Origin of the sequence: Brevibacillus sp. NRRL NRS-603, from assembly GCF_003013445.1 — a bacterium.
GTDB classification, from domain to species: Bacteria; Bacillota; Bacilli; order Brevibacillales; family Brevibacillaceae; genus Brevibacillus; species Brevibacillus formosus.
Genome location: NZ_PXZN01000025.1, coordinates 22,478 through 36,077, shown reverse-complemented (window position 1 = coordinate 36,077; position 13,600 = coordinate 22,478). Strand labels below are relative to the sequence as shown.

General features: G+C 48.0%; 12 protein-coding genes. 11 read left to right on the top strand and 1 reads right to left on the bottom strand.

All coding sequences use genetic code 11. The annotated features are described in order from the left end of the window. Positions 1–18 precede the first annotated feature (18 nt). The 6 genes from C7R94_RS20455 to C7R94_RS20430 all read left to right on the top strand — a co-directional run bounded on the left by C7R94_RS20455 (position 19) and on the right by C7R94_RS20430 (position 6,529). Positions 19–927: a DUF2232 domain-containing protein gene (locus C7R94_RS20455; protein ID WP_106784199.1), complete on the top strand. Its 909-nt coding sequence runs from the start codon at positions 19–21 to the stop codon at positions 925–927. A gap of 4 nt (positions 928–931) precedes the next feature. Then, on the top strand, positions 932–2,869 hold the full coding sequence (locus tag C7R94_RS20450; protein ID WP_047070271.1) for a DHH family phosphoesterase: 1,938 nt from the start codon (positions 932–934) through the stop codon (positions 2,867–2,869). Between the two features lie 26 nt (positions 2,870–2,895). Beyond that, positions 2,896–3,339, top strand: a complete 444-nt coding sequence (gene rplI / locus C7R94_RS20445; protein WP_047070270.1) for a 50S ribosomal protein L9 — start codon at positions 2,896–2,898, stop codon at positions 3,337–3,339. A 24-nt stretch (positions 3,340–3,363) separates the two neighbouring features. Beyond that, positions 3,364–4,713, top strand: coding sequence for a replicative DNA helicase (gene dnaB, locus C7R94_RS20440; protein ID WP_047070269.1), 1,350 nt, complete (start codon positions 3,364–3,366; stop codon positions 4,711–4,713). 181 nt (positions 4,714–4,894) lie between these two features. Beyond that, on the top strand, positions 4,895–6,181 hold the full coding sequence (locus C7R94_RS20435; protein WP_047070268.1) for an adenylosuccinate synthase: 1,287 nt from the start codon (positions 4,895–4,897) through the stop codon (positions 6,179–6,181). A gap of 132 nt (positions 6,182–6,313) precedes the next feature. After that, positions 6,314–6,529: a hypothetical protein gene (locus tag C7R94_RS20430; protein ID WP_007720197.1), complete on the top strand. Its 216-nt coding sequence runs from the start codon at positions 6,314–6,316 to the stop codon at positions 6,527–6,529. Between the two features lie 66 nt (positions 6,530–6,595). On the opposite strand, the gene C7R94_RS20425 is transcribed toward C7R94_RS20430, so the two are convergent. Next, positions 6,596–7,051, bottom strand: coding sequence for a hypothetical protein (locus C7R94_RS20425; RefSeq protein ID WP_083995087.1), 456 nt, complete (start codon positions 7,049–7,051; stop codon positions 6,596–6,598). Positions 7,052–7,224: 173 nt separating this feature from the next. Here C7R94_RS20425 and C7R94_RS20420 point away from each other — a divergent pair, with 173 nt between their 5' ends. The 5 genes from C7R94_RS20420 (at position 7,225) to C7R94_RS20400 (ending at position 13,597) form a co-directional block, all read left to right on the top strand. Continuing rightward, positions 7,225–8,721 (top strand): LysM peptidoglycan-binding domain-containing M23 family metallopeptidase, encoded by a 1,497-nt coding sequence (locus tag C7R94_RS20420; RefSeq protein WP_106784197.1) that lies wholly within the window; start codon positions 7,225–7,227, stop codon positions 8,719–8,721. 206 nt (positions 8,722–8,927) lie between these two features. Continuing rightward, entirely contained in the window at positions 8,928–9,638 is a 711-nt protein-coding gene (yycF, locus tag C7R94_RS20415) for a response regulator YycF (RefSeq protein WP_106784195.1), read from the top strand. Then, positions 9,635–11,458 (top strand): cell wall metabolism sensor histidine kinase WalK, encoded by a 1,824-nt coding sequence (walK, locus tag C7R94_RS20410; protein ID WP_106784192.1) that lies wholly within the window; start codon positions 9,635–9,637, stop codon positions 11,456–11,458. The genes yycF and walK overlap by 4 nt, the downstream gene beginning before the upstream one ends. Continuing rightward, positions 11,455–12,837, top strand: coding sequence for a YycH family regulatory protein (locus tag C7R94_RS20405; RefSeq protein WP_106784190.1), 1,383 nt, complete (start codon positions 11,455–11,457; stop codon positions 12,835–12,837). Before walK ends, C7R94_RS20405 begins: the two co-directional genes overlap by 4 nt. Beyond that, on the top strand, positions 12,824–13,597 hold the full coding sequence (locus C7R94_RS20400) for a two-component system regulatory protein YycI (RefSeq protein WP_106784187.1): 774 nt from the start codon (positions 12,824–12,826) through the stop codon (positions 13,595–13,597). The genes C7R94_RS20405 and C7R94_RS20400 overlap by 14 nt, the downstream gene beginning before the upstream one ends. Positions 13,598–13,600 lie beyond the last annotated feature (3 nt).

Here is a 13,600-nt window from a genome sequence, read left to right as displayed (position 1 = left end):
GAATAATGAGGTGCTGACATGCCGTCCAAAACGAAACACTTGGCTGAAAATGCCCTTATGCTGGGTATCGCACTGGTGCTACTGTTTCTCAGTACATATACCATACTGGGAGGACTCGTCAGTTTCTTGATACCTCTGCCGTTTATCCTTTTGGCAGTAAATCGAACAGTACCTAACATGGTGTGGATCTCCCTTGCCTTCACCTTTCTCGGCTGGATCATTACTGGTCCGTTTGCGGCTACACTTGCTTTTTCAAGTGCGGTTTGGGGTTCAGTAATGGGGATTTTTTATACGAAAAAAGGAGCGGCTCTTCCGGCGATCGTGGCAGGGGCAGGCGTTGCCTTTTTGAGTGTTGTTTCGATGCTGGCATTTATGGCATTCGGAATGAACGTTGATTTTAATGCCATCATGCAAGAAGTTGCTAAGATGCGTCCAGCAATGGTGCCAAAAGAGCAGTTTGATCAGCTCCTGCAACTGGGCAAAATTGTTTTGCCTACGAGTCTTGTTATGTTCAGCTTTTTATCAACCGCCATTATTCATGGATTGGCGAGTCTGATTGGACGACGTCTGCGCAGACCGATTCCAGCATTGAAGCCAGTTCGGGAATGGAGCTTCCCTCGCTCATTGCTTTATTACTACTTTATTGCGATGATCAGTCTTTTGCTGTTTGCCGAAAGCATGCAGGGCACGTTCTGGGAAATCGCCCTGATGAACCTGAAAGTCATGCTGGATGCTGTTTTTACCTTGCAGGGTTTGAGTTTTTGTCTATTTGCTGCCTATTTGTACGGCTGGAAGAGATTGACTCCTGTGCTCGTTGTCTGTCTATTTATTTTTCCACCCCTAAGTACTATACTTAGTCTAGTAGGGATATTTGACCTAGGAATTCGTTTGCGTGAAAAACTGGAAACAAGAGTGAAGAGGGGCTGAGGAAATGCCCAAGTTCCTGTTAAAGCGTTGGTACGGGATGCACATGGTCCTGGCACTCAGCTTTAGCTTGCTGTTGTTGGGGATTTTGACCTTGTTCCATTGGATGTACGGGGCAATCGGCATGATTTGCTTGATTGGCTTGGTTCTTTACGCTCTTCAAGCAGAAAAGGGGTTCCAACGAGACTTGCGCCTGTACTTGGCGACGGTTACCCATCGTGTGAAGAAGGCGGGAGAAGGCGTTATCCAGGAACTGCCGATCGGAATTCTTTTATACAACGAGGAAAAGGCAATTGAGTGGGTAAACCCGTATATGACGCATATGTCCGGGGATGAAACCATGATCGGGAAAAGCCTCCAAGAGGTATTCCCTCAACTGGTTTGGAAGCCGGAGCAAAAACGGCTGGAGTTTACTTATAACGAGCGGGTATACGAGGTCATTGTGCGGTCCGATGAGCGCCTTTTGTATTTCAAGGACATTACGGACTTCAAAGAATTGACGACTCGTTACCATCGAGAAAAGGCTGCACTTGCCATCATTCACCTCGACAACTTGGACGAGGTTGGACAAGTAATGGATGATCAGAGCCGTACGCTGCTCTCTACAAGCGTAGCTGGTGTGATTACAGAGTGGGCCAACAAACATGGCATATATCTTCGCCGAATCACAGCCGACAAGTTTTTGGCTCTGATGGAACGGGAAGCACTTGATAAATTGGAAGAATCGCGATTTGACATTCTCGATGTAGTACGCGAGATGACGGCTGACAACAAAATTCCGATTACGCTTAGTATCGGGGTTGGAGCGGCCGCTACCACTTACATTGAGCTTGGACAAATGGCGCAATCCAGCTTGGATATCGCATTAGGGCGCGGTGGCGACCAGTGCGCTGTCAAGATTGGCAACAAGCTCACTTTCTATGGTGGGAAATCAAATGCGGTGGAAAAGCGGACACGTGTCCGGGCTCGTGTTATTGCACATGCTTTGCGTGATCTGATTCATGAGGCGGAGCACGTCATCGTCATGGGGCATAAACAGCCTGACATGGATTCCATCGGGGCATCACTTGGTGTATTGAAGGCTGTGCAGCTGCACAACAAAACGGCTTATATCGTCATGGACGAAGGCAATCATTCTGTCGAGCGTCTGATGAAAGAGATTTATGCCAATGAAGAGTTGGCTGAGACCTTTATTACGCCAGAACAGGCGATCCGACTCATCTCCGGTCGCACATTGTTGGTAGTCGTCGATACGCATCGACCATCGCTGGTGATTGAGCCGAAGCTGTTGACGGAAACGAGCCGAATTGTGGTGATCGACCACCATCGACGTTCGGAGGAGTTCATTGAGCCCGTACTCTTGTATCTGGAACCATATGCTTCTTCGACGGCCGAGCTCGTCACGGAGCTATTGCAATATCAGAGCGAGCGATTGAATATCGACAATCTGATTGCAACGGCACTGTTAGCCGGGATTGTGGTGGATACCAAAAGCTTTGCCTTCCGCACAGGTTCACGGACCTTTGAAGCGGCGTCTTTCCTTCGTCGTAACGGGGCCGATACCGCGGCTGTCCAGCGTCTGTTGAAAGAAGATCTGGGACAGTATGTGAAGCGGGCAAAAATCATCATGAACACGGAAACGTACCGCGACAACATGGCGATTGCCATAGGAGACCCGTCCGAGGATTACACCCAGGTACAGGTGGCACAAGCTGCTGAGCAGCTGCTTACTTTGTCAGGAATCCAGGCGTCGTTTGTTGTTGCAGAGCGATCCGATGATACGATCTTGATCAGCGGACGTTCTCTGGGCGACATCAATGTTCAGTCCATTATGGAACTTCTGGGTGGGGGCGGTCACCTCACTGGTGCTGCCACACAAATTCAAGGCATATCAATTAAAGAAGCTACACGTCGTTTGAAAGAAGCGATTGACTCGGTCGTATAGGCCAAAATATAAAGGGGGAAACGATGATGAAAGTCATTTTTCTTCAAGATGTAAAAGGCCAAGGGAAAAAAGGCGAAATCAAGGATTTGTCAGAGGGCTATGTACGCAACTTCTTGTTGCCAAAGAAGCTGGTAAAAGAAGCGACAGATAGCAACGTGAAAACGCTCGACGCTCAAAAGCGCAGCGAAGATAAGCGCAAGGAGCAAGAAAAGCTGGATGCTCAGGAGCTGGGCAAAAAGCTGGAAGAGCTGACAGTGAAAGTAGCAGGAAAAGCAGGCGAAGGCGGCCGACTGTTCGGTGCCATTTCCAGCAAACAAGTAGCGCAAGCGCTGGAAGATCAGTTTAAAATCAAAGTAGACAAGCGTAAGCTCGAAATGGATGCAATCCGTGCTTTGGGCGTGACGCAAATCAAAGTAAAACTGCACAACGAAGTTACCGTGACTCTGAAAGTACACGTTGTGGAAGAATAATGTCTCAATTGTGGGGGGTGTGACGTGAGCGACCTGTTTTTGGATCGTGTGCCGCCACAGAACAAGGAAGCGGAACAATCGGTACTGGGTGCCGTGTTCTTGTCTAAGGAAGCTTTAATCACGGCCATTGAGATTCTCCGTCCGGAGGATTTTTACAAGACAGCGCATCAGCGCATCTTTCAAACGATGGTGGACCTGTATGAAAAAGGCGAACCTGTCGATCTGGTTACGGTTACAGCGGATCTACAGGACCACAAGCTGCTGGATGAAGTCGGCGGGGTTACGTATCTCACGGAAATTGCCAGCTCAGTTCCAACGGCTGCCAACATCGAATACTACGCAAAAATTGTAGAAGAAAAATCGCTGCTTCGGCGATTGATTCATACAGCTACCAAGATTGCCAATGACGGATACTCCCGTGAGGATGATGTCACGCAGATCATCGCAGATGCGGAGAAGTACATCATGGAGATCGGTCAAAATCGCAACAGTGGCGGTTTTACACCGATTCGTGATGCCCTTCTGGAAACGTACGAGCGGATTGAGTTTTTGAGTCAGCGACGCGGTGATATTACGGGGATTTCTACGGGATATACGGACTTGGACAAGATGACTGCAGGCTTGCAGCGCAGTGACCTGATTATCTTGGCAGCCCGTCCTTCTGTAGGGAAAACGGCTTTTGCCTTGAATCTCGCGCAAAACGTAGCAGCTCGTGCAGGTGAAACTGTAGCCATCTTCTCATTAGAGATGGGTGCTTCTCAGCTCGTACAGCGTATGATTTGTGCGGAGGGCAATCTGGATGCGTCCCGGATGCGTTCAGGTACACTGGAGGAAGACGATTGGCAAAAGCTGACGATGGCAATCGGTACGCTGGCGAAAGCGCCGATTTACATCGACGATTCACCAGGGGTTACTGTACAGGACATCCGGGCGAAATGCCGTCGCCTTCAAACAGAGAAGGGCTTGGGTCTGATCCTGATCGATTACCTTCAGCTGATTCATGGACGAGGCAAAGGAGATAACCGTCAGCAGGAAGTATCTGAGATCTCTCGTACGCTAAAAGGGATCGCGCGTGAGCTGAACGTGCCGGTTATCGCCCTGTCGCAGTTGAGCCGTGGTGTAGAGCAACGGCAGGACAAGCGACCGATGATGTCGGATATCCGTGAATCGGGGTCGATTGAGCAGGACGCCGATATCGTTGCCTTCTTGTATCGTGATGACTACTATGACAAGGAAACAGAAAACAAGAATGTCATCGAAGTCATTATCGCCAAACAGCGTAACGGCCCAACCGGAACGGTGGAGTTGGCGTTCTTGAAAGAATTCAACAAATTCGTTAACCTGGATCATCGCTTTCGAAATCAAGCAGGTTAATAGTTGGAATGGACGAAAAGTCGGAGAAATTCCGGCTTTTTTTTCTATATTGAATTGCCGAACATATCAACAATTAAGTATATGAATGTTCGTATTTAGCGTTGACATGGGGAGTCTCGTTTAGTAAACTTAGATTGTTTCAGGCCCGGAAAGACATGATAATATCAGGAGGTGTTTTTCGATGTCAACAGTCGTTGTCGTCGGAACCCAGTGGGGCGATGAAGGTAAAGGTAAAATTACAGACTATCTAGCTGAAAGTGCAGAGGTAGTGGCTCGTTATCAAGGCGGTAACAACGCAGGCCATACCATTATTTTTGATGGTAACAAGTATAAGCTGCATTTGATTCCATCCGGAATTTTTTATAGTGACAAGACCTGCGTAATCGGAAACGGTATGGTAATCGATCCGAAGGCATTGGTAAAAGAGCTGGACTACATTCACAGCTTCGGTTTTTCTACAAGCAATTTGAAAATCAGTGATCGCGCGCATGTGATTCTGCCATACCACATCAAGCTGGATGGCGTAGAGGAAGATAGCCGCGGTGCTAACAAAATTGGTACGACCCGTAAAGGTATCGGACCTGCTTACATGGATAAAGCTGCTCGTATCGGTATTCGTATTGCTGATTTGTTGGACCGCGATGAGTTTGCTCGCAAGCTCGAGCGCAACCTGGCAGAGAAGAACATGCTGCTGGAGAAAATGTACAACACAACTGGCTTTGAGCTTCAAGAAATTCTGGATGAATACTTGGCTCTGGCAGAAATCATTCGTCCTTACGTAACCGATACATCTGTTGTCCTCAATGACTCCATTGATAACGGCAACCGCGTATTGTTCGAAGGCGCACAAGGCGTATTGCTCGATATTGACCAAGGTACGTATCCTTACGTAACGTCCTCCAACCCAATTGCGGGTGGCGTGACTATCGGTTCTGGTGTAGGACCAACCAAGATCCACCAAGTAATCGGGGTGGCAAAAGCTTACACAACACGTGTAGGTGACGGTCCGTTCCTGACTGAGCTGAATGATGCAACCGGCGACCATATTCGTGAGGTTGGTTTCGAATATGGTACAACAACAGGTCGTCCACGCCGCGTAGGCTGGTTCGACAGTGTAGTCGTTCGTCATGCTCGTCGTGTCAGCGGTATCACTGGTTTGGCGATCACCAAGCTGGATACATTGTCTGGCATTGAGACCCTGCGTATTTGCACAGCCTACAAATACAATGGAGAAATCATCGAGTCGTTCCCGGCGAACCTCAACCTGCTGGCGAAATGCGAGCCAGTTTATGAGGAGCTGCCAGGTTGGACAGAGGATATCACAGGCGTTCGCAATCTGAACGACTTGCCAGAAAACGCTCGTCACTACATTGAACGCATCACGCAACTGACTGGTATTCCAATGTCGATCTTCTCCGTAGGACCAGATCGTGAGCAAACGGTCGTTGTTCGTGGCATTTACGGATAAGCTATTGACTATATAAATAGAAGAAAGCTGTCGAGCAGTCGGCAGCTTTCTTTTTTTTTGCAAGGGACAGACACGAAACGAGACCCTCTGGGCATATGGATAGACATAGGGAGAAATGGAGAGGTGATCATGATGATGGGTTTTGGATTTGACCAAAAGGCCATGAAGCTGCTGGGCAAAAATGTACAGGTAAAGATGATCAATGGCGTCGTCATCAAGGGAACCATGACTCATTTCAACAATGGCTACCTTTGCTTTATCACGACATACAAACAACCAAATGACGCCGAGAAAACGAAAATACGCAGACTTGCGTTAAAAGACGTTACCTCGATGCAAGAGGTGTGAGTCACAGATGTTCATAACGAAATAAGCCATCTTTCCTAGACATTTAGGAAGATGGCTATATTTATTTTAGACCATGCCTCCATACGATCGGATGATCTCAGTCGCAAGATCACCTTGTTCCTCTGGTACGACTGCCGTTAACAAGACACTGCGGTTCAAATTGTCATCGCCTCGATCGGCCATACCGCTGGCGTCTGGATCTACTGCGGCCATGACGCTTGCATCCCTGCCGCTTGGGAAGTCAGCTGCCAGTGTTAGGTTGCCCAAGCTGGGAAAATCTCCGGTTATAGGATTCAGGATCTGTTCATTTCCGTCACCAGGGAATTGTCCAATTCTGTCGATCTGAATGATGGAAAAACCAGCTTGTCGAAGTGCTTTTTCTGCCTTTTGGGCATCATCTTCGGTGTGAAATCCTGCAAGAATGTTACGTTCCTTCACGTATATCAGCCTCCAGATATGATAAATGCTACCAATTGTTTGTACATATAGTGACTCTGTGTCTATTTTTTTATTCGACAGCAATTTACACTTGATGTTGTCGTTAATCTTATGGTAAAGTCGACATAGTTGGTTTCTTTAGGCAATTTGGCAGATAAATGGAAACTAAATTATGGGATTTACGACCTAGTCAATAAATTAAAAATTTTCAGGAAATGGAACGAGCAAGTTGTATCTGTTTTCAGGAGGGACAAGTTATGCATTGGTCAGAATGGAAGGCCAAGCTGCAGGAACGGTCATCACGAATCGTTCGGGATTGCAGTGATCTGGCGAAACGTACAATGAAACGTACAAGCTCTTACATCCAGTCGCATAAAAAACAATCGCTTTCAATTGCGGCAGGTCTAGTTTTGACGATTGCTGCTGGCGCATCTGCACAATACTATTACACAAGCAATGTCAATTCGGTCTACCATGTCAGTGTGAACGGCAAAGAGATTGGCGTGGTAAATGATCCAAATGTGATACATAACTGGACAGCAACCAAGCTGGAAGAGGAAAAGGCAAAAACAGGCCTCAACCTGCAATTGGCTGACTATATTACATTTGAAGAAGAGCGTGAATTCAAGGCATCGTTCAATAATGATGCCGCTGTACAAGCTCTGGCATCCGTAGCGGATATTAAGGTTCAGGGCGTTAAGCTAATGATTGACGGCAAAGTAGTAGGTTACCTGCCAGACCAGCAATCGGCTGATCAAGTACTGGCTGAAGTGAAGCAAAAATATTCCGGAGTTCCTGCAACGACAGGGAAAAAGGCTGTTGTAGCAGCAGCATCCACAGTCCCAGTCAAACCAAATCCGGTAAAAGAAGTCGCATTTAAAGAAAACGTAGAGATGCAAAACGAAACAGTCGATGCATCTCAAATTTTGTCTGCCGATAAACTCGAGGAGTTGCTGGTAAAAGGCACCTTCAAGGATATGAAGCACACGGTCGTAGAAGGCGATTGCATCGGTTGCATCGCGAAGAAATACGGCATTACATCAAAAGATATTTACGCGAACAACCCAGGTGTTACGGAAAATACCGTCCTTCAATTGGGACAAGAAATCAATGTAACCGCAGTTCGTCCGCTGGTTACTGTACAAGTCAAAGAAGAAGTAGATCAACAAGAGGTCATTGCTTTTAATACCCAGATTAATAACAATGACAAGGTTCCTAAAGGCGAAACAAAGGTCGTACAAGAAGGTAAAAACGGTAGTAAAACAGTTAAGTACGAAGTTGTGAAAGAAAATGGACAAGTAGTTAGTCGCAAAGTCATCAAACAAGATGTAACTTTGCAGCCTGTAACCAAAATTATGGAGCGCGGTACAAAAGTTATCCCATCGCGCGGTACAGGCCGTTTGAGCTGGCCTGCTAGCGGGTATATCAGCAGCGGCTTCGGCAAACGCTGGGGCAGCATGCATAAAGGAATTGATATTGCCGGTGCTGGTTCTGTCATGGCGGCAGACAATGGACGTGTCACCTTCGCTGGTTGGAATGGTGACTATGGAAAATCGGTTATCATCGATCACGGCAATGGAATGAAGACATTGTACGGTCACATGAGCGTCATTAATGTGAAAGCCGGCGATGTTGTTAGCCAAGGAAAGAAAATCGGCGTAAAGGGTTCTACTGGGCAATCGACCGGCGTCCACCTGCATTTTGAGGTTCTACAAAATGGACGAAATCAAAACCCGATTCGTTACTTAAAATAGACTAGTAATTTTTGGATAAGAAAGGGCAACTCTTAGGAGGGGCCCTTTTTTTGCTGGCAGGGATTGAATGCCAAGCCCTTCTTTACACGGCGTACATGGTGTATTGTAGAGGAATAGTGACTGTCAAAGTGGAATCCTTGAAGAGGCAGTTTAAGAGGAAACAAAAGACTGTTGAACACGCACTTACAGAAAAAGGAGGGCCCAGGATGGCAAAACTCCTCGTAGTTGACGATGAAAAACCGATTGCAGATATTTTGAAATTCACGTTTGAAAAAGAAGGATATCAGGTCGTATGCGCCTACGATGGTGATGAGGCACTTGTCGTGGTCAAGGATGAGCGGCCGGATCTGATTTTATTGGATGTTATGCTTCCAGGCAGAGACGGAATGGACGTATGCCGAACCGTTCGCCAAACGTATGATGTGCCGATCATCATGCTGACTGCCAAAGACTCTGAATTGGATAAAGTACTCGGGCTGGAATTGGGCGCGGACGATTACGTAACGAAGCCATTTAGTACGCGTGAGCTGGTAGCTCGTGTAAAGGCCCATTTGCGCCGTAACCGCCCGAAAGTGGAAGACAAGGATAGCCAGCATGTACTGCGTGTGCATGAGCTGGAAATCGATCTGAATTCGTATACCGTCGAAAAGGTGGGAGAAGCACTAGAGCTGACGCACCGTGAGTTTGAGCTGCTAGTGTACCTCGCTCGCCATCAGGGACAAGTATTGACGCGAGAGCATCTCCTGCAGTCGGTCTGGGGATTCGATTATTTTGGCGATGTGCGGACGGTAGATGTGACCATCCGTCGTTTGCGGGAAAAAATTGAGGATGATCCAAGCCAGCCGAAGTACATTATCACGCGGCGTGGTTTGGGCTATACATTACGCAATCCCGGCATGGGAGGCCAGCCTGGATGAGGCGGCTGTTCAAAACCGTTCAGTGGAAAATGGTCATCATTTACATGCTGTTGATTTTGCTTGCGATGCAATTTATTAGCGCCTACTTTGCCCGGGAAGTCGAGAGCTATTACATCAACAACTTTTCCGAGGCATTGAATGGACAAGCTAGTTTGTTAGCGAGTTTGCTGGAAAGCGATTTGCGCCCGCATGACGGGAAGGAATCCAACGCAGAACAAAACCGCCAGGACATCGACAACCTGATCAACAACCTGGTAAAAATCAATGGAGCAAATGTGCAGGTCATCGATCAGACAAGAACGGTGGTTGCGACGACAGAGGACAAAAGTACAATTGGACAGCGGACCTCGCAGCCTGAAGTAACGGTTGCCTTGCTCGGGACGCGCAGTGAATCGATGCGGATCGACCCGAAGACGGGGGCGCGGGTGAAGGTATTGGCATTACCTGTTAAGGGCGATCAGATCGTATACGGTGCGGTCTACATGATCGCTTCGATGGAAGGCACTTATGCCACGATTGGGAAAATGAACGGCATCTTAGGGACAGGTACGATGATCGCAATGGCCATTACGGCGGTGCTCGGGGTCGTGTTGGCCCGCACCATCACCAAGCCTGTGAAGGAGATGACCCGTCAGGCACGATTGGTGGCAGACGGAGATTTTAACAGTAGTGTACGTGTTTATAGCGATGATGAAATTGGCCAACTTGGTATGGCCTTTAATCATATGACCTTGCGTTTGCAGGAAGCGATCTTGCAGCAAGAGGAAGAGCGTGAGAAGCTCGCGGGAATTTTGAGCAACATGACGGACGGTGTTATTGCCGCTAACCGGAATGGACAGATCATCCTGTTCAATCGGGCTGCCGAAGATATGTTGCAGGTGACGATGGCTGACGTCCTTCTCAAGAGACGTACCTTGTATGATCTGTTGGGGCTTCCGCCAGAAGATGAGATGTCGCTCTATGCGCAGGAAGAACCGCTTATCATTGAGATGACGCTGCCGAATAAGGAAGAAGTAATCCTGCGTGTGACGTTTACGCCCTTGCAGCACGATAGCAAAAAAATGGGTGGGATCATCGCTGTCGTTGCCGATGTGACGGAGCAGCAGCGACTGGAGCAGCAGCGCCGCGAATTCGTGGCAAATGTATCGCATGAGCTGCGGACACCACTGACAACCATTAAGAGCTATGTGGAAGCCCTGCTGGATGGTGCAGTGGAAGAGCCGGAGCTGTCCCAGCGGTTCTTGAAGGTTACGTCGTCGGAGACAGAGCGCATGATTCGCTTGGTAAACGATTTGTTGCAGCTATCGCGTTTTGATTCGCAGGGAGTTCGACTGCATTGCAAGGAAGCGGACATCAATCGATTGCTTCACTATGCTGCCGATCGTTTTTCCATGTTCAGTGAGCAACAGGAGATTCAGCTCAGTCTGGATATCCCGAGCAAGCTTCCGCCGGTTTACATTGATCTGGATGCGATCAATCAAGTATTGGATAATCTTTTGTCCAATGCGATCAAGTATACGCCTCAAGGGGGCACTGTGGTTCTCATGGCAAGAGAGAACCACAAGCAAAATCGGGTCCAAATCTCCATCACTGACACAGGAATTGGTATTCCCAGCCGCGATTTGAAGCGAATTTTTGAGCGTTTCTACCGCGTAGACAAGGCGCGTTCGCGCGGTCAGGGTGGAACAGGTCTGGGATTGGCGATTGCCCGCGAATTAGTACAGGCACACGGTGCAGATATCGAGATTACGAGTGAATGGAACGCGGGAACGACAGTCACGTTCTGGGTGCCATTTGTCCAAGGAGGAAAAACGGGATGAAGCGGATGCTGGAGCCTGCCAAGACCGTCTTACTCAATCTGCTAGTGCTAGCCAGCTTTGTTTTGACAGCGATGTTGTGGTCGAATCAACCCAATCTTCAATTTATTGAACCGGCAGAGTACACGCAATCAAAGCCAGTTCAGGAAAAACAACTCGAAGAGCTCGTTACGCCGGAGTCTGTTGTTTTTCACTATGGGGAAAATCGCCATACGAAAGCATCCGCAACCGATGCTCCTTACAGTTTGATCGTGCGAGAAATGTCGAAGTGGATCTTCCTCGATTTTTCTCCGCTCACCATCTCGAATGAGAAATGGGAAGATATTGCCCGGGAAAAGATGGGTTTGGAAGTGCGCTTTCGGAGCACGGTTCCCTTGTCAATTGTAGGTCGGCTGGTTACCTTTCGGGATGAGTTTGACAACCGAATAAAAGGAATTGACCGATTGTGGTTGTACTACGAGAAGGACGAGGATGTCGTCTACGCATTGTTTTTGTCGACTGAGGAAGGTCGAATGATGCGTTCTCGAACATCGATCAGCCCTAAGGATTTGCGAGAATCGTATCTGGCTTCTGGTGATTTAATGCCTGAGCAAATCATGAAAATCGTCAAACCAGAGCGAAGCTTCGTAGATTTGGAAGGACCTGCTCTGATGTGGAGTACTTACTATTTGCCAAAGAATCAGTTGCCCATGCAGCAATTCCGCTACAGCTACGTACCTGTTACGAATGAAAGACTAATCGAGTCCTACTTTATCGATCAGTCACTCGTCAGACAGATCATGGAGCGGGACAAAACGGTTATTTTTACAGATGGCAGCAGATCGATTCAATTAAGATCGGAGCAGCAGGCGTTCACGTTTACCGACCCGGCGTACCAACAGCGGGATCAGGAGCTGTCTGATGAAGAAAAAGTGCAGAGTGCCGTTACCTTCATGAACAAGCACTTGGGCTGGCTTGATGAGTACCATTTTGAACGAATCAAGAAGAGCTACAATGAAAAAGACCTGATCACATTCCGCCAGTACTTGGGGGCGTATCCCTTGATTAGTGAGAGGGAGGCCAAGCAAATCGATACGATCCAAATTACCTCAGAAGCAGGCCAGGTTGTGACGATGAGTCGTTCACAGTTGGATTTGGACAAGTATATCGATAATAAAGAGTGGATGATCATGTCTGGTCCGGAGTTGTATCAATATATTCGTGATAAAAAACTGGCGGATACGGAAAAAGTCACGAATGCTTATTTGGCTTACCATACCAAAGTAGGCGATGGATACGTGGACCTGATGCCAATCTGGGTTGTGGAATTGGCGAATCAGGCCAACCTGTATATTTCTGCGCATACCAAACAGGGAGGAGGGAAGGCGCATGGATTGGAGTAGGACCAAGACGATTCTGATCTGGGCCTTCCTTTTCCTCGATTTGTTTCTCCTGTATCAGGTGTATGTGACACGCATTAGCTTGTGGAATGACAAGGAAGTCGCGCAGAGCGAGAAATGGAACACAGAGCTGTACTTGAATCAGCAAAATATCACATTGGATACAGAAGTGCCGCAGGATACACCGGAAATGTCCAATTTGGATGCGGAGTATGTCGGAATTAATCCGATTTCCTTGCATGAGATATCGGGGCTTCAGGCGACGGTAGAAAAGATGGCGCTGGCTGCCAAGCTGAACCCACCCATGCAGATTCGTGGTCAGTTGAATCCTCAGGAGCTCTTGCGACAAATTGGTCCAAGGCTGATTTATTCCGATCAGTACGTAGCCGATCCGTATCAACCGAATCAAGCGCGGCTCTTGTATTGGCAGGTCTATGATAAAATGCCAGTATTCGTCGCGCCGTTGGAAATGTATTTGGACAACGGAGCGATACTTGGCTACAGGCAGACCTTTTTCCACCTTCGCAAGCAGCAGGGGGAACGACAGGTGATCTCTGGTTATGCGGCACTACGCTCTTTGGTGGACAAGCAAATCATTTCACCAGGGGAACGGATTGAGAATGTGAGCCTGGGTTATTACGGTTCTTACGATGCGGATATTCAGACGCTGGTGCCTGTATGGCGTGTGGTCCACGATGGCAAATGGCATTTTGTCAACGCGATTACAGGGGCTCTGGAGCGTCCGATGGTCACGCAGCACTGAAGA